The sequence below is a fragment of the Ekhidna algicida genome, assembly GCF_051379705.1.
Classification (GTDB): Bacteria; Bacteroidota; Bacteroidia; order Cytophagales; family Cyclobacteriaceae; genus Ekhidna.
This window is the reverse complement of the sequence record NZ_CP179868.1, coordinates 2,658,507-2,680,706: the sequence shown is the minus strand read 5'-3', so window position 1 is coordinate 2,680,706 and position 22,200 is coordinate 2,658,507. Positions and strand designations below refer to the sequence as shown.

Sequence of the window (22,200 nt, the reverse complement as noted above, 5' to 3'; positions counted from 1 at the left end):
CTAAAAGTTCTAAGCACATTCCAAACAAAAAACAACCTGGCTGACCTCAGAGAATCTTGGGATCGAACATGAAACATCTCGATCATATCGCCTTCTATTTCATCGAGATATTCGTCGCGACAATACCACCTCAGAAATCTGAGTGCCCATTTTGGAGGTTGCAGCTCTGACATTATTAAATGTTGGCAAATTGCAGTTGTGGGATTTTTTGATAGATGCTAGTGCGCAAATCATGAGAAGCATCCAACACCTTCTTTCCAAGCGCTGTAACTATGTAGAATTTTTTTCTACGACCTCCTCGCTCCTCCGTAATGCCTCCAAAGCGAGAGTCAACAAAGCCCTTTTTTTCCAGTCGCTTGAGTGCAACATGTATGGCACTAATGTTAATCTTCTTTTTCGTTTCTGATGTTAGAAACTCATGAATCGAAACGCCATACGCTTCGTCGTGCTGGGCTGCAACTGTTAGCAGAACCAGCTCTTCAAATTCACCTAATTGATATTCCATGGATAAAAATATTTACTTAACAAACGTGAATGTAATACATAAGTTTCACATTTGTTAAGCAAATGAGAGGGCTAAGATGAATATGGTTTAAAGCTTAGTTGATACTTGATAAAATATCCGTCCCGAGATACTTCATATCAGGAAGCGTATACCAACTTCTTTTTTTTGGAATTTTGATTCCATTCACCGAAATCTCATCTTCAAGTGTGATCAACTCCCCCTTGGTTTCTTCTGCATCTTGATAAAATTTGTATTGTATCATTCTTCCGGAGAAATCATCAAAATAGAAATACCAGATATCCTTTTCGTAGGCAACACGAAGTACTTTGCATACTTTGTCAGCTACAGTTGCATCGGCTGATAACGTAATTTCAGGTGTGCTTTCATCATACAGCTTCATTGGCAGACCCCATAGATAGAGATAATAGTTTCGTAGAACAATTGCCCGATCCTGGTCTTTATCTCCTTTTAACACCTTCGCATCATCTAAGGTCACTTCATAAATTTCCTCATCGTTGCGATTGATCTTCATATAGCTTTCCGAATTGTTTATTACGACAATCGTTGACCTATTTGGGCCATTGGGTCGGGTTTCTGTAAAGTTGAAAGTAGAGGAAAGTAATGGCCAATTGCCTTGCGAGTCGTGATAAGCGATGGCTTTGGCTAACACCTTATCAGCGGTGTTTTGAGCTAGACAAAGTGCCGGGATAAAAAGTAGCAGAAAGATGTATTTCCTCATTGTTTATTAGATTGAGATTGATGAACGGAAGTTATTAAAAATGAACAAACCTGCGAAAACCGTCTGGCTCTTTGGATTATACCTAATTGTTGAAGGGCTATTTTTAATGCTAGCCCCTTCCTGGGTATTAAGTGGAATAGGCTTACCCGATCCCGAGAGTGTTTGGCGCTTGATTCTAGGTTTTGTGGTGGCTGTGCTAGGCTACTACTATGTTCGAAATGCCAATGAAAACCTTATCCCATTCTTTGGCTTTACGGTACAAATTCGGATTATTCAGTTTGTATTCTTCATCTGGCTTTACGTATTCGATAGAGGTACACTATCGCTGGTAGCTTTTTCATTTATAGAGTTTGCCGCCGGGATGTGGACCTGGAGAATGCTCAAGCGCTCATCTTCTCACTAATTTTATTTTTTAAACAAAAATTAATTTTAGTCGTATTGATATTTTAAACAAAAATTAATTTAATGAACCTGCAGTTAGGTACACTCGAAGAAATGATCCTGATTATTCTTTTGATGAAAGATGAAACCTATGGTGTAGAAATTGCCAAAGAATACAAACATCAACTGGGGCAATCGATTTCCCTCCCAGCCATTCATGTGGTTTTAAAAAGATTGGAAAAGAAAGGGTTTGTCAACTCTAGGCTAGGTGATCCCACACCTGAGCGTGGCGGAAAGGGCAAGCGTCTGTATCAAGCCACTAACAAAGGATATGAAACTGCTCAAGCGCTTCAACACCGAAGAAGTGAAATTTGGAAAACCATTCCAAAAATGAGTTTTAGTCAGATATGAAATCCGCGCATGAGCCACCGAAATGGGCACTTTCGTTGCTCGAGTTTTTTCTTCGCTCCGACTATTCGGACGAAATCCAAGGAGACATCACTGAGGCATTCCATTGGCGTGTGAAAGAAGATGGACTATTTAAAGCCAAATTCTTATTCATCTTCGAGGTGTTCCGATCATTAAAACCTGTTAATCTCAAGTCTTTTCAACACTTATCTCTAAATACTATGATCTTTCGCAACTATATCAAAATCGCTTTTCGCACGCTATTGAAAAGAAAATCAACATCCTTTATCAATATCTTCGGATTGTCTATTGGAGTAGCCGCCTTTACTTTTATATTCCTATATACTTATCAGATTTTTACATTTGACGCGCATCATCTAAACAAGGATCGAACTTTTCTTGCCTACAAAGAGCGTATCACTCCTGATGGGACTCAGGCCACCTATGATACCTGGATGCCTTTGAAAGACCGGTTAAAAGAAGATTATACTCAAGTAGAACATTCGGCGAGGTATTATACAACTGATGCCAGTATTAAGAAGAATAATCGATACCTGGAAGAACCCATTGTATATACAGACCCTGAACTATTTGACATTTTCACTTTCCCACTGGTACAAGGAAACAGCGCCAACATGTTTCCGACCAAAAACTCTGTGGTGCTTACAGAAGAACTCGCGTTAAAATATTTTGACTCACAGAATGCTGTTGGACAAAGTCTTGAAATTTTCTTGCAGGAAGAGGATACAACTATGCGTTACCAGGTTTCTGCTGTTATCAAAAATCATCCGGTCAATGCATCCATGCAACCGTCCTTAATTATTCCGGCTGAAAGCATTCCAGCGTATCCAGAACTCGCGAATAACTGGAGCGGCTCGTTTTTGGAAACCTATGTGCTTTTGAGAAATTCGTCTGACGCTACGAAATTAGAAGCTGATTTTCCCAATCTTGTTGAGTCGATTTGGAACACCGAGACCAGAGACAATACCAACTTCAAATTACTGCCCTTTGATGAAGTTTACGACACTTTCTTTGGTGACACATCAAATGCATGGACACTATTTACAATCGGCTTGGGAATACTCTTAATAGCGATCATAAATTTCATGAATCTGGCTACCGCTCAAGCAACGCAAAGAGCCAAGGAGATTGGTCTAAGAAAAGTGCTCGGCGCATTTCAAGGTCAACTTAGAACCCAATTCATTACCGAATCATTTGTAATGTCTTTAATAGCTACGCTGATCGGACTTCTCATTGTTACTTTGACCATTGATCAATTCAATCAGTTTTTTGATGTTGCTGTTTCACTAAAACAATTCAGCGCCGTTCAATTGATTGGTAGTTTTGTTCTTCTAGTAACAATCCTTGGGATGCTTAGCGGAAGCTACCCTGCGCTGTATCTTTCATCCATTGGTGCCATCGAGGTGTTGCGCAAAAAGTTGGGTATGGGTGGTTCCTCCGCATTTAGAAATACACTTGTTGTAATACAATTCGCTATCGCACTTTTTCTTATTGCCAGCACAATCATTGTCAGTCGACAAATTAATTATATGTCAAGCAAGAACATGGGATTTGAGTCAGAAGGTATTTTACTGATCTCGGCATCTCCCAGGAGCTTCACTGATCGAGAGTCAGGATTAACCAGGCTAATTACATTCAAAAATGAATTAAAGAACAAATCTTACGTCAAGTCCATTTCATCCAGCAGGTCGGTACCAACTTCTTGGACACGCAGTTTCACATTTGTAACACCTAATGATTGGGAAGGTGATCCATTAAGAATGAGGTATACTTATGTAGATGCTAATTTCTTTGACATCTATGATATTCCAATCAAATACGGCAGCAACTTCCTGCCTGATTCAGAAGGAGACCAAAGAGGCTCAGTCATTCTTAATGAAGCGGCCATGAACGCTTTTAAGTTTTCACCTGATGAGGAAAATATTATCATTCTGGGAAGAGAGATGAGAATCAATGTGGTCGGAGTGGTAGAAGATTTTCATTTTGAAACGTTGCAGAACGAAGTAGCTCCCACGCTTATCTTCCATCGCGTAGCAGACAATCCCGCAGCGCATGGACTGATTACAATCAAGATGGAAATGAGTGATCTAGGTCAACGAATAGAAGAGATTGAAACCATGTGGAATGAACTGGGGTCAACCCAAGAATTCACCTATTCTTTTATGGACGATCGTGTCGCTAACCTTTATGAAGCTGAGAGCAGATACCTTGGAATGGTGGGTTTATTCTCCGCTATTTCAATTTCTATTGCCTGTCTTGGGCTATATGGGTTGACCTTATTTATCATCGAAAAACGTAGAAAAGAAATAAGCATACGGAAAGTGCTTGGAGCTGAAATTAACACGATTCTGAGGCTTATATTTATTGATTTCACCAAATGGGTAGCGATTGCTTTTATCATTAGTGTCCCTTTTGTTGTCTACTTCATAGGAGAATGGCTGAAATCATATCATTATCGAATCAGCATTTCATGGATCACTTTTGGGGCTACTCTGTTTGTCGTTCTTGGCTTAGTAATTCTAACCGTAGGATACCAGTCGCTAAGGGCAGCATCTGCTAATCCTATTAAATATTTAAAAGATGAATAATCAGGAACCTTTGCGCGGAAGTGATCTGCTTACGATCATAATACTCAAGAGTGCCAAAATGGTTCCCATCACAAAAGGTGCACCCGGGAAATAAACTTCATTGTCAGGATTGGTATAATATCTGAATATGCCAGTCATCAGCAGCGGACCTACGATTGCTGTTAATGTCATCACGCTGGTGAGTCCACCTTGCAATTCGCCTTGGGCATTTTTAGGTATCTGGCTGGTCATGATCGACTGAAGAGAAGGGCCTGCCAAACCACCGAATGCATATGGAACTATAACTGCATACACCATCCAGGATTGAGAAACAATGCCCATCATCAACAGGCCGAATGCATTGAAAGCAAAGCCTGTATAGACTGCATTTGTCTCTCCTATCTTCTTAACAATTGGACCCACCAGACCACCCTGAACAATCGCTACCATCACTCCGACAAAACTGAGCGACAAACCTATTTCCAGCTCTGACCATCCAAATTTTTCAATGGTGAAGAATGACCAATTGGCATGAGTAGCATTAGCCGCTACATAAATGACGAAAAGAGCTACGACCAGCCATACGATTTTCTTATGGCTCAAAATTCGCTTCAATGTGCCAAACGGGTTGGCACGCTTCCAGGTAAATGGTCTCCTGTCTTCTGGCGACAGAGATTCCGGAACCACGAAGAAACCATACGTTGCGTTGAGTAGCGAAAGTCCGGCTGCTGCCATGAATGGAACGCGTGTACCCAATTCCCCAAGGATTCCCCCAATGGACGGTCCTACCACAAAACCCAATCCAAAAGCAGCACCGATCATACCAAAGTTCTTGGCTCTGTTTTCTGGCGTGCTAATATCTGCTATGTATGCATTGGCCACAGTTATACTACCACCAAACAAACCAGAAATCATGCGGGCAATGAATAGCCAAATCAAAGTCGGTGCAAAAACAATAACCAGGTAGTCAAGACCGAGACCGATTAGTGAGGCAAGAAGTAAGGGTCTTCTGCCGTACTGGTCACTGATACCACCTAAAATCGGTGCTGCAAAAAACTGAACGATGGCATATGTTGCGGCAAGCATTCCGCCAAAAAATGACGCCTCACTGGTACTCAACCCCGTAATCTCTTTTATCAGTGCAGGCACCACGGGAATGATTAATCCAATGCCAATGATATCAATCAATACAGTTATGAAAATAAATATAAGTGCGGCTTGCTTTCTTTTCATGACTTGAAAATTCGGGACATAGTTAATCCATTCCCTTTTAAAATGATAATTACCAAAAAGTGACTTTTTTCGACAGTCTGTTAAACCGCCATAAATTAAATATACCTGCAATTGTCAGACCTAATGAAAGGGCATACCAAACCCCATTTACTCCCCAGTTCAGAACAAAAGCAAAGACATACCCGCAAGGAATCGCAATCAGCCAATAGGAAACAAAAGTGATGATCGTTGGAATTTTTACATCTTGTAATCCTCGCAAAACACCTAACCCCACTGCCTGAACTCCATCCGAGATTTGGAATGCCGCAGCGATGATAAGCAAAGTCGCAGCTGTCTGTTGTACCGCTTCATTTTCGATATATAAGGCCGGCAGCGCATTTCTAAACACAATAAAAATCAAGCTGCAAGTACCCATAAAAATCGTGACCAATCCAAAAGATGAAAACCCCGCGATGCGAAGGTTTCTCTGATCTTTCAATCTCATCTGATTGCCAATTCGGATAGTAGATGCAGCGGCCAATCCTGTGGCTGCCATATAGCTAATGGCTGCCAGATTTAATGCGATGTTGTGAGCAGCCAATGCTTCTGCGCTGATCCAGCCAACCATAATGGCTGCCGTAGCAAAAGCTCCAATTTCGAAAACATACTGCATCCCGGACGGAAGCCCTATTCTCAAAAGCGATTTGATTCCTTCCCTCTCAAACTTCCATTCAAATCCTACACACTTCTTGCGGATCCACCAGATCATCAATGCAAACATGATTACTCGAGCCAATAACGTTGCGATCCCCGCTCCGTTTAGGCCTAATGCTGGTGCTCCCAACTTGCCATAAATAAGCATATAGTTAAAAAAGACATTCAGGAGGTTTGCAAACACTGAAACAACCATAGGACTGAAGGTATCCGAGAGACCTTCTGCATACTGCCGGAATGTTTGAAAGATCATAAGCGGAATTAAGGAACCGCACATGATAATCAAGTATGGACCAGCAGCCTCTGCTACCGGTGCCTCCTGACCAAATAGATGCAAAATATGGCTTGCCAGGTAGCCCAGCACAAAAAGGATCAAACCGAGACCCAGATTCATGAAGAATCCATTTTCCAGATACTTCAAAAGCTTGCCATGATCATTAACGTCGGTGGCTGCTACCTTTGGTGTGATAGCGTAGCTCACTCCTATCCCAAAAAGCATTAGCACATGATAAATAGTGCCTGCAAAAGTCGCCGCGGCTAAGGGTATTACACCCAAACGTCCAACCATTATACTATCAGACACACCAACCATTATATGTCCTAGCTGGCCGATGATAACCGGCAGTGAGAGGACAATATTTTTCCGCAAGTGTTCCTTGAGTGTCATGATTTTCAGAGTCAAGCCGCAAGGTAATCTCTTCATTTCTTACCACGACAATTAAACCCGTGACGGTAGACCATTTGTCTATTGTAATCTCCCCTACGTTCCTCTAACATCTTGCCTGAAAGAATGGCTAAAGCATAAATTTGACCGGAATAAACACTCATGGATCAAATCATAATATCCATCGTTCATTTCACAATGTTCATCTAACACATTCATAAATCGCATTATCATTTGATAATATTTTGATAATTTGTACCTTCAATTAAAAACCACCATTGATGAAAACCTTAAGATTGAAGCAGTTAGCTTTCCTTTTTGTTATTTTCCTAATTGCTTGTCAAGAAGACTCGATAATAGAAGAAGTTGAACTGGTAGATGAAGACATGATTGCTGCTACTCAGCTGGCAGACGAATATTTCAACGACCCAAAAGCTAAGCGCGAAAAAGGCGAGCGAGCCATCACCATTCTGAAATATGAAGACGGCAATATCTACTTCAATACAAACACGGATGATGTAGATGGTTATCAAATTGTGGAAGAAACCACCATTACCGCACATGTAGAGCCTGGCGAATTTGTATTCTGGTATCGTGGAGGAGGCTTAGATGACTTAGAAGAAGTTGACTTTGATGAAGATGCTGAAGCCTACCTGGACGAGCTGCCTGACGAATACAAGAAAGATAAAATGTGGGTACTCCACATTCCTAGCGATTATGATCCTGAACATAATGAGCTTAAATACGACATTGTGTATGAGTCGAAAGACGATAAAGGGGTTGTAGTCCGTTTAGATCCAAAAATTAGAATAGGCTCAGGAGGCGATGCAGTAGGCGAAGATCCAGGTGATTCTGAAGGCCCTGGTGAAGAGTAGTATGTAATACTCACCCTTATGAAAAGCACTGCTAAATATTATCTAGTTCTAGCTTTAGCTCTCTTTTGCTGCCTAAACAGTTTTTCACAAAACAAATTATTAGCAGACAGTGTAAAAGAAGAAATAGCTAAAGGAATACTGTCTCCGCGTGAGGAGATGGAAGCATATTATCGCCTGTGCGGCTTTACAGTTGCCCCGGATGAACAACTTCAACACGCCGAGTACCTTCTTGAATTAGCTGAAGATGTAAATAGTCAGGAGTATCGAATCAAAGCTTACTCACAGATTGGAATCTCCCATCGATTAATGGGTAATCTTGAAAGGGCGCTTGAGTATCTATTCAAAAGCGCTAGCCTATCAGCCGACAAGCCACAGTTCAATTTACTGCTTGCTGAAACTTACGGAGAAATCTCTACTTGTTATACCTTAAATAAGGATTCAGAAAATGCGCTATTCTATGGATCTAAAGCAATTGGACTGTTGAGAGGGACAGGCAAAAGAAAAACCCTGGCACTGAGTCTTCTAAACTTAGGGTATGATTACTATCTGATAGGAAACTATGATTCTGCAATGGCATACTACAATGAATCTGAGCCGCTGTTTGAGACATTCGGGATGGATTTAGGCATCGCTTACATTGTAGGAAATCGAGCGCTTGTTTACTGGAAGCAAGGTGATGTCGAAAAGGCAAAAGAAGATTTATTCAAGGCCATAGAAATGCTCAAACCCATGGGGGATAAGTACGGAATGTCCGATTACTATAATCAGTTAGGTAAAATTTTTCAGGAAGAAGGCAATGACGATGAGGCTATCATGTATACTTCCACAGCATTTAATCTTTCCAAAGAAATTGGATTAAAAGAGCAAGCGCGAGACGCTTCCAAGATATTGTATGAATTGAACCTGGAGCGTGGAAATCTTGCAGAAGCCATAGAATATCAGACACAATATTATGCCTACAAGGACAGTATTCAAAACCTGGAAACCACGCAAAGGCTTGGTGATATGAGGACAGAATATGAGGTGGGGAGAAAGCAATCGGAAGTAGATTATTTGCTGGAGCAAAAACGAAATACCCGAATCATTTTGATTACAGGAGGTTTTCTACTTGCAGCGTTTATCTGCCTGGTTATCATCGTGTATTCTTATTTCAAATCTAAAAACAGGCTGAGCAAGCAGCTGGAAAAGCAGAAAGACGATCTTGTAGTGTTGAATCATACAAAGGACAAATTCTTCTCCATTATCTCTCATGACCTCAGAGGTCCGGTGAATACATTGAATGGATTAGTGACCGTGTCTCAGATGTACCTTGTTGAAGGCAAGGGAGATCAGGTGAAAGTGATGGTAGATAAGATGAGCGAGTCTGTTGATCGTTTAACTAAATTGTTGGATACGCTTCTAAACTGGGCACTTCAGCAACGTGGACATTTTCCTTACGTGCCGGAAAGACTGGATTTGGGTGAGATGATGAAAGATGTGGTTGAAATGTTTAGAGACAATGCCACATCAAAAAGCATTGAACTTGAATTTGAATCAGATGATGCTTACCACTTAATGGCAGATAAAAATACCACATCAACAATCTTAAGGAATCTGGTAAACAATGCCATAAAGTTTACCAATGCAGGTGGTCATGTCAGGGTAAAAGCAACATCAGATGCGTATCGGCAATTCTGCACTATCGTAGTGTCTGACGATGGCGTAGGAATACCAAAAGAAAAGCTAAAAGGACTTTTCAATTTAGATGAAACCATCTCTACGAAAGGTACATTGGGAGAGACTGGATTGGGGCTTGGATTACAGCTAGTGTATGAATTTGTTTCACTCAACAATGGAAAAATTGAAGTGGATAGTGAATCTGGAAAAGGAACCACCTTTACGATACACCTCCCCTTGGATTCAGCCTAGTTCACTTAGCTAAGATTCTCGAGAGGCGGTAAATAGCTGCTACGCTTAAGCTATCAGTAATTTCCCCTCGATCACACATTAAAACGGCTTCCTTAAACGGAAGCTTTTTTATTTGTAAATCTTCCGTTTCTTCAAATGCGGTTTCACCTTCTGTCAACTCCTCAGCTAAGTAGGCAATTCCGATTTCGTCAGTGACAGAGTTTGATGTATGAATCTTACATATCTCAGTCCACTTCTTTGCGGTAAGACCTGTCTCTTCCTTGAGCTCGCGCTGTGCCGATTCCAACTTCGATATTTCCAGTGGCCCACCTCCCATTGGAATTTCCCAGGAGTATTCATCCAATGTATATCGAAATTGTCCCACTAGCCAGGTATTCTGATTTTCGTCAAGTGGAACAATTCCCAAAGCCCAATTCTTATAGTGCACTTTCCCATAGAGGCTCTTGCCTCCACCAGGGTTAGTCACATCGTGCTCGGTGAGTTCGATCCAGGGGTTGGAATAAATTTCTTTTGAACTATGGGTGATCCATGGATTTTCATCTTGCATTCAGCAAAGATAAAATGCTGCTGGCAACACTAATCAAGACCCAAACCAAGTTCTTTTCGAATTGCCCTATCCTTATTACTGTTTTTACCCCAATAAGCCGACTTGATCGTATTGATCCGCTTGGCTTTTGTGGTGAGCATTTCCGGATTACCAAAGCCACTCATATAGGTCTCTTCCCATCCCAATATTGTATGCGGAAATGTAGACTCAAAATAAATGGAAAGTGATCGGTCATCATATTTGATCTCGTACATCTGATGAGCTTCATTTGCGTAATCTGAAGACTCAATCTGTGTCAGATTCGTATTTGCCTTTTTCACCTCCATTGACCTGTGTCGTAATCTCAAATAAAAAGTGGAAGGGAAAATAGCCACTTCTCCAACAGGTAGGCTACCAGGGTTGAGTCGAATTCTTGTCCACAGCTCATCTTCCAGAATAGCATTTGGTACGGAAATATCCACATCGCCTTCAGACTCGAAGTAAGAAAACCCACGCGCACGATAATCTTCCTCCTGCAAATTCATTTGAAGCCAGGTATGTCCGCACCATTCTTGCGACGAGGTAGTCACCTTAAATGCATCAGGATACTGGTCTGCCGAGACAGGCGTGAAAGTGCTCATCATCATTGAATACGGATAAATTCCTGTCAAAAACTTCTTCGTCATATTCAGTTTCATGACACTGACATTATCCGCACTCTCGTCTCTCCAGTCGTCAAGCTTCACTTGCTTGCTTTTAGAAAATGGCTCGGTGACAAATACCAAAACGGATTCACCCGCGTGAATCTCTCCGTATCTAGCTTGCTTCAATTGGTAACTGGTTATCTCTGCTTCACCAGCATACCAGTAGCCATTAAAGTCTTTGGGGCTTTCCGTGCTGACTTCCTGGGAATTAGACGGTGCGCAGGCAATTAAGGAAATTACTAGAAAAGAATAGATGAAGTTCTTCATGACGAAAGGGTTTGTACATATATAAAACTAAAACCATATGATTTGTTCCAACTGCTGAACGCGTACTTTTGCGGATATGAATTATCTGTCGGTTGAGGAGCTCAGCAAGAGCTATGATGAGAAGAAACTTTTTGAGAACATCACTTTTGGGCTTGATCAAGGTCAAAAGGCGGCTCTCGTTGGTGTAAATGGGACTGGAAAGTCTACGCTCATGAAAGTGATTGCCGGAATCGAAGCTCCGGACAAGGGAATTGTTTCATTTCGCAAAGGCCTCACCGTATCCATGCTCCCACAGCATCCGGAGTTTAATCCTGATGAAAAAATCATTGAAGCCGTTTTTGCCGAAGACAAAGAAGAGCTAAATGTTATCAGAGATTATGAGCGTGCCATGTTCAAAATAGAGCATGATCCTGAAAATGCTCCTGACCTGACTCCCATTCTTGAACGCATGGATTCCTTAAATGCCTGGGAATATGAGCATCAGATCAAGGCAATTTTAGGACAGCTTGGCATTCATGACCTGGAGAAAAAAATGGGCGATCTCTCCGGAGGTCAGAAAAAAAGGGTCGCTATCGCACAGGCACTTGTGGTAAATCCTGATTTCCTTATTCTGGATGAACCTACCAACCATTTGGATTTGGCCTTGATCGAGTGGTTGGAAAACTATCTAGCTACTGCTAACCTAACCTTACTTATGGTTACACACGATCGTTACTTTTTAGATCGTGTGACTAATGAAATTCTAGAAATAGAACACGGTAATATCTTTCGATATAAGGGAAACTATAGCCAATTCCTTGAGAAGAAAGCAGAACGCATGGAGATGGAAGCTTCTAGCATCGATAAGGCCAAAAATCTATTCAAAACAGAATTGGAATGGATGCGAAGACAGCCTAAAGCACGAGGCACAAAAGCCAAATATCGTGTAGATGCATTTCAAGATGTGAAAGCCAAGGCGCACAGTGCTGTACACACTCAAAAGATGGAAGTTAATCTCAAAGGAGAGCGACAAGGCAAAAAGATTTTAGAGTTAGATCATGTGAGTAAGTCCTATGAAAATTTGAGTCTGGTCTTGAACTTCAGCTATGTATTTAAGCGAAGAGAAAAAATTGGTATCATCGGGCCTAATGGCGTGGGAAAATCCACTTTCCTCAACATTCTTTCTCAAAAAATTAAGCCGGATTCTGGAAATATTGAAATCGGTCAAACAACCAAATTTGGCTACTATACGCAGGATGAAACCATCTTCGATCCTAACAAGAAAGTGCTGGATATAGTAAAGGAAGTTGCTGAATATATTGAATTGGATAATGGAAGTCAGGTGTCAGCATCACAGCTACTCAATCAGTTTATGTTTCCCCCTAAAATGCAGCACAACTTCGTTGGAAAACTCAGTGGAGGAGAAAAACGAAGGTTACAACTCCTGCGCGTGCTGATGGCCAACCCCAACTTCCTGATCCTGGATGAGCCCACCAATGATCTGGATATCACTACTTTGAATGTACTTGAGGATTACCTGCAAAACTTTGCCGGGTGCTTAATGATTGTTTCTCACGACAGATACTTCATGGATCGGCTAGTTGACCATTTATTTGTATTTGAAGGAAATGGAAAGATTCGAGATTTCCCTGGTAACTATACAGATTACAGAGATAAAGAAGGAGTGCCAATAGCTGAGTTGCCACCACAGGATAATCAGAAATCAAATATCGAAGAAACAGTTGTTGAAAAGCCAAAGACTCGTAAGCTCAGCTACAATGAACAGCGAGAGTTAGATCAGTTGGACAAAGACATTCCAAAGTTGGAAGCGAAGAAAGCGACACTTCAGGAATCGCTTAATTCCGAAACTGAATACGAAAAACTTCAGGAAATCAGTAATCAGATAAAGGCTGTAGAAGATGATCTGGAGGAAAAGGAGTTAAGGTGGTTGGAGCTGAGTGAATTGTAAGTTTTGGTTACACTTTAGGTATTACGCTATTCTCATCATTACATTTGCGCCCGATACAGGGGTGCCGAAAAGCGGCTGAGATCATACCCATAAACCTGATCCGGATAATGCCGGCGTAGGAACAGATCGAGATAGAATTCAAGATCAAGTATGATAACCAATAATGAAGGGTCCCCGCTCTTCGATGGTTAAATGTTAATGTTTTAAAACAATGAGAATTTTTTTACAATCAGCATGCTTGCTGATATCAGGCTTTGCTTTTGCCCAAGACAGCCTGAAGACCAAAGAACTGGATGATGTGATTGTCTATGCCACACGTGCCAACGAAAACACGCCAACGACTTATTCAGAAATTACCCGTGAGCAAATTAAAGAGGTGAATCTGGGTCAAGACCTTCCGATTTTATTAAACCTATCGCCATCACTTGTTACAACCTCTGATGCCGGTGGCGGTGTCGGTTATACCGGCCTTCGAATCCGTGGAAGTGATGCGACTCGGATCAATGTAACCATCAATGGTATTCCTGTGAATGATTCTGAATCACACGGAGTTTTTTGGGTAAACATGCCAGACCTTGCTTCTTCCGTTGACAATATTCAGATTCAACGAGGGGTGGGTACATCTACAAATGGAGCCGCTGCATTTGGTGCATCGGTGAACTTACAAACAAATGTGCCTTCTCAAGATGCTTTCGCAGAAGTGAATAACAGTTTCGGCTCCTTCAATACACGCAAGCATACATTGATGTACAATACGGGTTTGCTCAATGACAAGTGGTCGTTTGAGTCGCGTCTCTCAAAAATTGCCTCTGATGGATACATTGATCGGGCAGAATCAGACCTTCAGTCCTACTACCTTTCAGGAGGATACTATGGTAAGAAAACAATCTTAAAGGCCTTGGTTTTTGGTGGAAAGGAAGTGACCTATCAAAGCTGGTGGGGAACACCGCAGGCCGTGCTAGAGAATGATGCCGCCGGAATTGAAGCTGCAATAGCTAACAATGGCTATACAGCAGCGCAAGCACAAAACATTCGTACGGCAGGCAGAACATTCAACTATTATTTGTACGAAAATGAGGTGGACAACTATCAGCAAGATCACTATCAGCTTCATTTGTCTCATAGTATTTCTTCCTCTTTAACTGTCAATCTGGCTGGACACTATACCTACGGAAGAGGCTATTTTGAGCAGTTCAGAGAAGGTGATGATTTTTCAGATTACAACCTCAATAATGTGACAATTGGAGATAGTACAGTAACCTCCACAGATCTTATCAGAAGAAGGTGGCTGGATAACGACTTCTATGGAACCACATTCTCAATTAACTACCTGAATAACGATCTCGACTTGACGCTAGGGGGCGCCTGGAACAAGTATGATGGAGATCATTTTGGAGAGATTATCTGGTCTCAATTTGCCAGCAATAGTAATATACGAGAGCGCTACTATGATAATGTAGGTGAGAAAACTGACTTCAATGTTTACTTAAAAGCTAACTATCAACTCAATGATGCATTCAACCTCTTTGCTGACTTACAGCTGCGTACCATTGATTATCAAACACAAGGTGTAGACAATGATCTTAGAGCGATTGATACTGGAGATGATTACAGATTCTTTAATCCCAAGGTTGGTGCTACATATGTCCTAAATAAACAGTCGAATGTTTACGCCTCATTTGCAATAGGTAATCGTGAGCCGGTTCGAAATGACTTTGTAGATGCGCCCAATGGCGTAACACCAAAGCATGAGACATTACAAAATCTTGAGGTTGGCTATCGCAGATTTGGTCAGGCATTTAGCTTTCAGGCCAATTACTATCTGATGGACTATGAGAACCAACTTGTGCTAACTGGCGAACTCAATGATGTCGGATCCAACATACGCCAAAATGCTCCCGATAGCTATAGAATGGGAATTGAGCTCGTGGGTGCTTACCAATTTACGGATCAGTTAAAATGGGAAGCTAATGTGACACTGAGCAGAAACAAGATTAAGAACTTCACCGAAGTGCTATATAACTATGGTACCAACTTTGATGAATTTAATGTTGAAGAAACTCAATTCACGGATACAGACATTTCCTTCTCGCCCAATGTAATTAGTGGTAGCCGATTGACATACTCACCATTTGAAGGATTCGAAGCGGCTCTCTTAAGTAAATATGTAGGTAAACAATTCCTTGACAATACAAGCAATGATGCACGCAGTATCGACGCTTACTTTGTTAATGACCTTAGACTTAGCTATGATTTTAGCTTGGCATCTGTGAAGAATGTCAATCTGAGTTTGCTTGTCAATAACATCCTGAGCGAAGAATATTCATCGAACGGTTATACGTTCGGATATGCTGGTGGAGATTTTGTCGTAAGGGAAAACTATTTCTATCCACAAGCAGGGAGAAATTTCCTTTTGGCTTTGAATCTGAGGTTCTAACAAGAAAGTCACTCTACTAAAAATTAAAACCACCTCTAAATGAGGTGGTTTTTTTATGCGTTGTGATCAATAACCACCTTTTCAAGCTCGGAATTGATAATTGTAATCTCTTCTGGCGACAATTCGAAGCTCATACTTTTGGCATTTTCACTGGCCTGTTCAGCGTTTCTTGCACCTACTAAGGCTGCAGTGATCCCCGGACGTTGAACAGTCCAGTTGATTACCAGTTGAGCCAAGGCCACACCATGTTCGTCAGCGATTGGTTTGATTTTTTGCAGGAACTCATTGGTTCTGGAGCGATTAGGTTCTTTAAACCATTTTGTGCCTGGCCTATGATCGTCTCCTTTGAATTCATAGTCAGATGTGATCTTGCCGGTAAGCAATCCTCTCTGGAGTGGACTATAGGCTAAAATGCCGACATTATCCTTTTCGCAAAATGGTACGATATCCTTTTCAATTTTGCGATATACCATGCTGTAGGGTGACTGGGTTGATGCCAAATCAATGACCTTCCCTGCTCGCTTCATTTTTTTGCCCGTATGGTTAGACATGCCAATGGCTCTGATTTTGCCTTGCTGCTGAAGCTCCTTCAAAACCTCCATGGTTTCCTCAATGCGCGTGGTGGCATCAGGACGATGGATCTGATAGAGGTCAATATAATCTGTACCCAATCGCTTCAAGCTGTCTTCAACCTCCTGAATAATCCCATCTCTTCCAGCATATGCATAAACCTCATACGACTCACCGTTTCCTTCCGCATTGAAGTAAAATTCCCCTTTTGTGGTTTTCCAGTTGATTCCAAATTTGGTCAGGATTTCAACATTCTCTCGACCCAGCTCTTTGATTGCCTTACCAACAAGCGATTCGCTATGGCCATACCCATAGATGGGTGCAGTATCTATGCTGGTCACACCTGCATCAAAGCTGGTTTTGATTGCTTCCAGCGCTTGCCGGTCATCATTACCACCCCAGGCCCAGCCTCCTATAGCCCATGCTCCAAATACGATTGGCGAAATTTTTAGATCCGATTTTCCGAGTTGTACTTTTTGCACTATTTGTTCTTCTTCATTAAATAATATTGGAAGCCCAATCTGAATGAATTGATATTCAAGTTTACATCAACATTCTTCGTAACAATCTCTGCGTCAGAATCGCTCGCTGCTTCCTTTAGTCTTGAATAGCTAATCGATCCAATTAATGCAGTAATTGCCCACTTTTCATTGATAAAATATTGGAGGGCCGGGAGAAATCCTATCAACATTTCGCTATTGTCAACATCAGTATCATTTCCTCCTCCTGATGGATCGAAGAAGGTGGATTTACCAAAACCCAGAATAAACTCCAAGCGAGGTGTAAAGTAGAATTTTTCAGATAGTTCATAAAATTTCTGATGAAACACCCCGATTCTAGTTAAGCCAAATTTGATATCGGAACTGGTGTTTGAAATCCTCCCGAGAGTAAATCCGAAAGCAGACTTTTCAGAAGTTGTAAAACCCATTCCAGCGTTGATATTTGTAGATTTTGCTACTGTCACAAAAGATGATGACGAAAAAAAGGAAGATGATGTCTTGAACTTAGTCTCAGAGTAGCTTATGTTACCCTCCAGAAATGTCACCTTATTCGTAATCTGAGCTCCAGCTGAGACAGCTAGTAGTATTAAAAAAAGTGTTTGTAGAGTTTTTCTCATGCCGTTTTCTTGCAAGGATAATAAAAAAGGCGATCCTCTCCAGAATCGCCTTAGACTAAACTCAATCACTAAACTACTGTGGACTCATACTTCTAGCTAAATCCACTAACTCAATAAATTCACTGCGGTACCCAAAGGCATCTTCACCTTTAGAGGATCGTGCCATTTTTAATACATCAGCATAGGTCATATCGCCTTTGTATTCAGAATCTCTAAGCAACATACCAAATCCAGCAACTGCCATTGACCAATCCAGATTATTACTTGATTTTCTGATTTCATTTTCTACCACCTGGGTGATGAGCTTACTCTTATTCCCGTCCGGCTCCTTGTATCGAAACTTCACTGTTAAAAGCTCGTCCGAATCCCCAGCAATTGGGGCATCGTTTGTTTGGTACTTCAGCGGATCTATGTCTTTTACAAACTCGCTTTCCACTCCTACAGGAATGATCTCATACAATGCAGTCACTGTGTGTCCACTCCCCAACTCACCTGCATCTTTTTTATTATCATTGAAATCTTCATCATTCAACATTCTGTTTTCATATCCAATCAAACGATAAGCTTGTACAACTGCAGGATTAAATTCCACCTGAATCTTCACATCCTTGGCAATGGTAAACATGGTTCCGCCAAACTCATTCACCAACACCTTTTTCGCTTCCTTCATATTGTCAATGTAGGCATAGTTTCCATTGCCTTTATCTGCTAGAATTTCCATTTTAGAATCTTTGTAGTTACCCATTCCAAATCCAAGAACAGTTAAAAACACACCTTCTTCTCGCTTCTCCTCGATGAGTCTTTCCATTGAGGCATTACTAGAGGCACCAACATTAAAATCACCATCCGTCGCTATCACCACTCGATTATTTCCACCTTTTACATATTGCTCTTTTGCAATTTTATAAGCCAAGTTAATTCCTGCTCCACCGGCAGTAGATCCTCCGGCTTGGAGTTGATCCAACGCATCCATGATCTTCTTTTTATCATTTCCATCGGTAGGCTCAAGTACCACTCCTGCCGCTCCTGCATAGACCACAATAGATACTTTGTCTTGTGGTCGTAGCTCATTCACTAATAGCTTGAAAGCAGATTTCAATAATGGTAACTTATTTGGTGCACTCATTGAACCAGATACATCTAGCAGAAAGACAATATTGGATGCAGGAAGATTTTCCAATTCAATCTTCTTTCCCTGAAGCCCAATATGAGCAATCAAGTGCTTATCATTCCATGGCGACTTTGCTATCTCAGTATTGATTGAAAAAGGATCTTTTCCAGTTGGATTTTTATACTCGTAGTTGAAGTAATTGATCATTTCTTCAATTCGCACGGCATCTTTTTGTGGCATCTGTCCATTATTTATAAACCTACGAACATTGCTGTATGACGCTGCATCCACATCTATCGAAAAGGTCGATAGTGCATGATCTAAAACTTTTCTGAATCCATTTTCATGGATCGTAGCGTATTCTTCCGTATTGTGATATTCCTGTTCGTAAGGCATAATGCTTACACCAGCAACTCGACTTTGCATCTGATCTGCAACAGAATAATTGAGCGAACGTTTTTCTGCTTTTGCGGGATAACCTACGACCACTATTTCTTGAAGATCATCCATTTCACTTGAAAGAGTTACATCAATAATTTTCCTTCTTCCCACCTCAATTTCCTGAGTTTGATAACCGACGAACGAAAAAACTAAGACAGTCTTTTCATTCGGCACATCGATAGAGTAAAAGCCATTGATATCGGTGCTTACTCCTGCGGCAGTTCCTTTGATCACCACATTTACACCTTGTAATACTTGCCCCGCATCATCATACACGGTTCCATTTACATACTTGGCACTAACATTGAGCGTCAGCGAAAGGGATAGTAAGATTATTAACTGTTTCATCTCTTTTTTCATTTGATTTGACATTGAGATGCAGGCATGAATTAGATTCCATAAAAAATTTTAAATTTTTTCTGAATAAAGACAAAACCATATCGCCGACGGATGAAGAAATCCTATTCCAATACCGAGAAACCGCCAATCAGCAGGTTTATGGAAACCTGTTCAATGCGTACATGCACTTGGTTTATGGCCTGTGTTTGAAATATTTGAAAAATAGGGATGACAGTCAGGATGCCACTATGGCTATCTATGAACATACAAGTACCAAGCTGTTAAGCACTGAAGTGCAGCATTTCAAAAGCTGGCTATTTATGGTTACCAAAAATCATTGCCTGATGGAATTGCGTAAAAAGAATCCTGAAGTTCATGCGGATATTTTTATGGAATCTGCTGAAGCTGTGCATCTTAATAGTGAAAAAGTAGAATTAGAAAAAGACTTTGAAGCATTAGAAGCTTGTATCGAGGAGTTGAAAGCTGAGCAGAAGAAGTGTGTGATGCTCTTCTTTTTGGAGAAGAAAAGCTATAATCAGGTTAATGAAGAAACAGGAATAGAACTAAAGAAAGTGAAGAGTCACATTCAGAATGGTAAACGAAATTTAAAAATGTGTCTCGAAAGCAAGAATGTCAGTAGATAAAAACCATAGCGAACAATTTGAAAGATATCTGAAAGGACAAATGAGTCCTGAGGAAGCGCATACGTTTGAACGTGAGATAATGGATGATTCATTTGCCCAGGAAGCGCTTGAAGGCTTTGAAGAGCATGGTGGAGAAGCGCTTGCCGATCTGGCTAAATTGAAAAAGCAAGTTTCCTCTAGTCGGAAAGCGCCTCTCCCTTTCATGAGGGTTGCTGCAGTAGTTGCTTTGCTAATGCTGGGCTCCTTCACGGTCTACTTTTTTACAAATACTATTGAAGGTGAGCAGCTAGCAGCTGAAGAAGAACCGTCGAAAGAGTTTTTTCAAAGTAGTCCTGATCCGGATACCATTAAACTTCCAGATGCTAAAGAATTGGTTGCCGAGGATTTAGTGGATGTGGAGGACTCTCAACCTAAGACATTCAATCAAGATGGACTAAAAGTCGCCGATAAAGATGATGAAGTTGCTCAATTAGCCATGGAGGAGGAGCCGGAAGAATTGATCGTAGAGAATATGGATGCTGCGACCATAACTGAAATACAGGAAACTGAGGTTTCAGAAGAATTGGCAGTGGCTGATGACACTGACGCAGCTCGTTCACTTCAAGGAAAAGTAGCAGGTGTTCAAGCGAGCAAATCCAGGTTAGAATCCTTCACAGACTCGGCTGATCTAGATGAAGTGGTCATAACTGCTCAGCCGCTCATTGCTGAGAAACGTGCTGTTGCTAGCAGTACAAGTGCTGAGGCAGAAAAGTCCGCCAAGCGATCTAAGGCTGAACCTGCTGCTGCTCTAAGAAGCGCATCAGCAAACGAAACTGTTTCGGGCGCGGTAATTGATGATTCAGGAGAGCCACTTCCAGGTGTCAATGTTGTGATAAAAGGTACAACAACTGGCGTGACCACAGATGTGGACGGGAATTTTGAACTACCAAAAACAAGCAGTCAGACTTTGGTCGTTTCTTACATTGGATTCGAATCGCAAGAAATTGAAGTCGGAAACAGATCATATGTAGATGTGACACTTGGGGGAGCAACAGAACTTCAAGAAGTTGTCGTAGTAGGCTATGGCAAAGAAGAAAATGATCAGCAAACCAGCTATTCTCCAGCTAAGCCCCTTGGAGGAAATCGCGCATATAAAAAATATCTGAATGAAAACCTCAACTATCCAGAGGCTGCCAAAACCAACGAAATAGAGGGGACAGTTGTATTAGAACTCACCATCGATCCGAGCGGCAAAATTTCAGACATTTCAATTAAGAAAAGCCTTGGATATGGTTGCGACCAAGAAGCAATCCGGCTTGTAAACGAAGGGCCAAAATGGAAGGCCACAGAACAGGATGGAAAAAATGTTGAGGATAAAGTGAAAGTTCGAGTTAGATTTAAACCTGATCTTTAAGCACCTTCACTACCTCTGACTTATAACTTCTCCCTATCGGTACTTCTGTGCCTCCAACCTCAATGGCGGAGTTGGTGTATGCCGAGATTTTCTTTAACGAAATGATATAGGATTTATGTGTCCGCACAAAGCAATCTGAAGGTAGCTTCTTTTCCAGGTAGCTGATCTTCTGCAGCGATACCAGTTCCTTGCCATCTTCGGTATTTACTCTCACATAGTCTTTCAAACTCTCAATGTAGGTGATCTCTTTCAAGTACACTTTTACCATCTTCCGATCCACCTTTAGGAAGAGAAATGGATCGCTGTTATTTCCAGATTCAACTACTTGGTTTACCATCTCTGAAGTGGATGAATTTCCATTTTCTACCACCTTATTGATGGCCATCAAAAACCGATCAAAAGCAATAGGCTTAAGCAAGTAATCCACTACGTTGAGTTCGTAGCTCTCTACCGCGTATTCTCGATATGCTGTTGTGAAGATGACCGACGGAGTAGGATTCAGCGCCTTCAAAAATTCGATACCTGTTAGCTTAGGCATCTGAATATCCAAAAAAAGGAGATCGACTTTTTCTTTCTTCAGTACATCAAAGGCTTGTACTGCATTGCTGCATGTATCAACTAATTCAAGCGAATCAACTCGTTCAACATACGATTGAAGTATCTCAATGGCCAGTGGTTCATCATCTACAATCAGGCACTTCAAGGACAT

19 protein-coding genes, 1 pseudogene and 1 riboswitch are annotated in these 22,200 nt (G+C 41.3%); of the genes and pseudogenes, 9 read left to right on the top strand and 11 right to left on the bottom strand.

Going from position 1 to position 22,200, the window contains the following annotated elements; genetic code table 11:
* Positions 1–41: 41 nt before the first annotated feature.
* From ACL8WY_RS11775 to ACL8WY_RS11765, 3 genes and pseudogenes are all read right to left on the bottom strand, one after another.
* A pseudogene (locus ACL8WY_RS11775) lies at positions 42–173 on the bottom strand (permease prefix domain 2-containing transporter); the annotation flags it as partial.
* Between the two features lie 2 nt (positions 174–175).
* Complete coding sequence (locus tag ACL8WY_RS11770; RefSeq protein ID WP_436514940.1) at positions 176–505, bottom strand: PadR family transcriptional regulator; 330 nt, start codon at positions 503–505, stop codon at positions 176–178.
* A gap of 94 nt (positions 506–599) precedes the next feature.
* Entirely contained in the window at positions 600–1,244 is a 645-nt protein-coding gene (locus ACL8WY_RS11765) for a DUF6503 family protein (protein WP_436514939.1), read from the bottom strand.
* A gap of 40 nt (positions 1,245–1,284) precedes the next feature.
* On the opposite strand from ACL8WY_RS11765, the gene ACL8WY_RS11760 reads away from it, so the two are divergent.
* The 3 genes from ACL8WY_RS11760 (at position 1,285) to ACL8WY_RS11750 (ending at position 4,642) form a co-directional block, all read left to right on the top strand.
* Positions 1,285–1,647 (top strand): hypothetical protein, encoded by a 363-nt coding sequence (locus tag ACL8WY_RS11760; RefSeq protein ID WP_436514937.1) that lies wholly within the window; start codon positions 1,285–1,287, stop codon positions 1,645–1,647.
* A gap of 62 nt (positions 1,648–1,709) precedes the next feature.
* Complete coding sequence (locus ACL8WY_RS11755) at positions 1,710–2,036, top strand: PadR family transcriptional regulator (RefSeq protein WP_436514936.1); 327 nt, start codon at positions 1,710–1,712, stop codon at positions 2,034–2,036.
* Positions 2,033–4,642: an ABC transporter permease gene (locus ACL8WY_RS11750; protein ID WP_436514935.1), complete on the top strand. Its 2,610-nt coding sequence runs from the start codon at positions 2,033–2,035 to the stop codon at positions 4,640–4,642. The genes ACL8WY_RS11755 and ACL8WY_RS11750 overlap by 4 nt, the downstream gene beginning before the upstream one ends.
* Here ACL8WY_RS11750 and ACL8WY_RS11745 read toward each other — a convergent pair whose 3' ends face one another.
* A complete protein-coding gene (locus tag ACL8WY_RS11745) occupies positions 4,643–5,854 on the bottom strand; it encodes a TCR/Tet family MFS transporter (protein ID WP_436514934.1) in 1,212 nt (403 codons plus the stop codon).
* A 49-nt stretch (positions 5,855–5,903) separates the two neighbouring features.
* Positions 5,904–7,250, bottom strand: coding sequence for an MATE family efflux transporter (locus tag ACL8WY_RS11740; protein WP_436514933.1), 1,347 nt, complete (start codon positions 7,248–7,250; stop codon positions 5,904–5,906).
* A gap of 242 nt (positions 7,251–7,492) precedes the next feature.
* On the opposite strand from ACL8WY_RS11740, the gene ACL8WY_RS11735 reads away from it, so the two are divergent.
* Positions 7,493–8,086, top strand: a complete 594-nt coding sequence (locus tag ACL8WY_RS11735; RefSeq protein WP_436514932.1) for a hypothetical protein — start codon at positions 7,493–7,495, stop codon at positions 8,084–8,086.
* An 18-nt stretch (positions 8,087–8,104) separates the two neighbouring features.
* A complete protein-coding gene (locus ACL8WY_RS11730; protein WP_436514931.1) occupies positions 8,105–9,994 on the top strand; it encodes an ATP-binding protein in 1,890 nt (629 codons plus the stop codon).
* 1 nt (position 9,995) lies between these two features.
* Here ACL8WY_RS11730 and ACL8WY_RS11725 read toward each other — a convergent pair whose 3' ends face one another.
* Both ACL8WY_RS11725 and ACL8WY_RS11720 read right to left on the bottom strand, forming a co-directional pair.
* Complete coding sequence (locus tag ACL8WY_RS11725) at positions 9,996–10,541, bottom strand: NUDIX domain-containing protein (RefSeq protein WP_436514930.1); 546 nt, start codon at positions 10,539–10,541, stop codon at positions 9,996–9,998.
* Between the two features lie 29 nt (positions 10,542–10,570).
* Positions 10,571–11,491 carry a hypothetical protein gene (locus tag ACL8WY_RS11720; protein ID WP_436514928.1) on the bottom strand — a complete coding sequence of 307 codons (921 nt, stop codon included), beginning with the start codon at positions 11,489–11,491 and terminating at the stop codon, positions 10,571–10,573.
* A 76-nt stretch (positions 11,492–11,567) separates the two neighbouring features.
* Between ACL8WY_RS11720 and ACL8WY_RS11715 the strand changes: the two genes are divergently transcribed.
* Positions 11,568–13,439 (top strand): ABC-F family ATP-binding cassette domain-containing protein, encoded by a 1,872-nt coding sequence (locus ACL8WY_RS11715; protein WP_436514927.1) that lies wholly within the window; start codon positions 11,568–11,570, stop codon positions 13,437–13,439.
* 47 nt (positions 13,440–13,486) lie between these two features.
* Positions 13,487–13,579: riboswitch (TPP riboswitch) on the top strand.
* Positions 13,580–13,650: 71 nt separating this feature from the next.
* Positions 13,651–15,876 (top strand): TonB-dependent receptor, encoded by a 2,226-nt coding sequence (locus ACL8WY_RS11710; RefSeq protein ID WP_436514926.1) that lies wholly within the window; start codon positions 13,651–13,653, stop codon positions 15,874–15,876.
* 53 nt (positions 15,877–15,929) lie between these two features.
* Here the strand turns inward: ACL8WY_RS11710 and ACL8WY_RS11705 are convergent, their stop codons facing one another.
* From ACL8WY_RS11705 to ACL8WY_RS11695, 3 genes are all read right to left on the bottom strand, one after another.
* Complete coding sequence (locus ACL8WY_RS11705) at positions 15,930–16,928, bottom strand: aldo/keto reductase (protein ID WP_436514925.1); 999 nt, start codon at positions 16,926–16,928, stop codon at positions 15,930–15,932.
* On the bottom strand, positions 16,928–17,563 hold the full coding sequence (locus ACL8WY_RS11700; protein ID WP_436514924.1) for a hypothetical protein: 636 nt from the start codon (positions 17,561–17,563) through the stop codon (positions 16,928–16,930). The genes ACL8WY_RS11705 and ACL8WY_RS11700 overlap by 1 nt, the downstream gene beginning before the upstream one ends.
* Before the next feature lie 73 nt (positions 17,564–17,636).
* Positions 17,637–19,463: a YfbK domain-containing protein gene (locus ACL8WY_RS11695; protein WP_436514923.1), complete on the bottom strand. Its 1,827-nt coding sequence runs from the start codon at positions 19,461–19,463 to the stop codon at positions 17,637–17,639.
* Between the two features lie 206 nt (positions 19,464–19,669).
* On the opposite strand from ACL8WY_RS11695, the gene ACL8WY_RS11690 reads away from it, so the two are divergent.
* Both ACL8WY_RS11690 and ACL8WY_RS11685 read left to right on the top strand, forming a co-directional pair.
* A complete protein-coding gene (locus tag ACL8WY_RS11690; RefSeq protein ID WP_436514921.1) occupies positions 19,670–20,098 on the top strand; it encodes an RNA polymerase sigma factor in 429 nt (142 codons plus the stop codon).
* Complete coding sequence (locus ACL8WY_RS11685; protein WP_436514920.1) at positions 20,085–21,491, top strand: TonB family protein; 1,407 nt, start codon at positions 20,085–20,087, stop codon at positions 21,489–21,491. The genes ACL8WY_RS11690 and ACL8WY_RS11685 overlap by 14 nt, the downstream gene beginning before the upstream one ends.
* Here the strand turns inward: ACL8WY_RS11685 and ACL8WY_RS11680 are convergent.
* Positions 21,475–22,200 carry a LytR/AlgR family response regulator transcription factor gene (locus ACL8WY_RS11680; protein WP_436514919.1) on the bottom strand — a complete coding sequence of 242 codons (726 nt, stop codon included), beginning with the start codon at positions 22,198–22,200 and terminating at the stop codon, positions 21,475–21,477. The two genes, ACL8WY_RS11685 and ACL8WY_RS11680, sit on opposite strands and share 17 nt — an antisense overlap.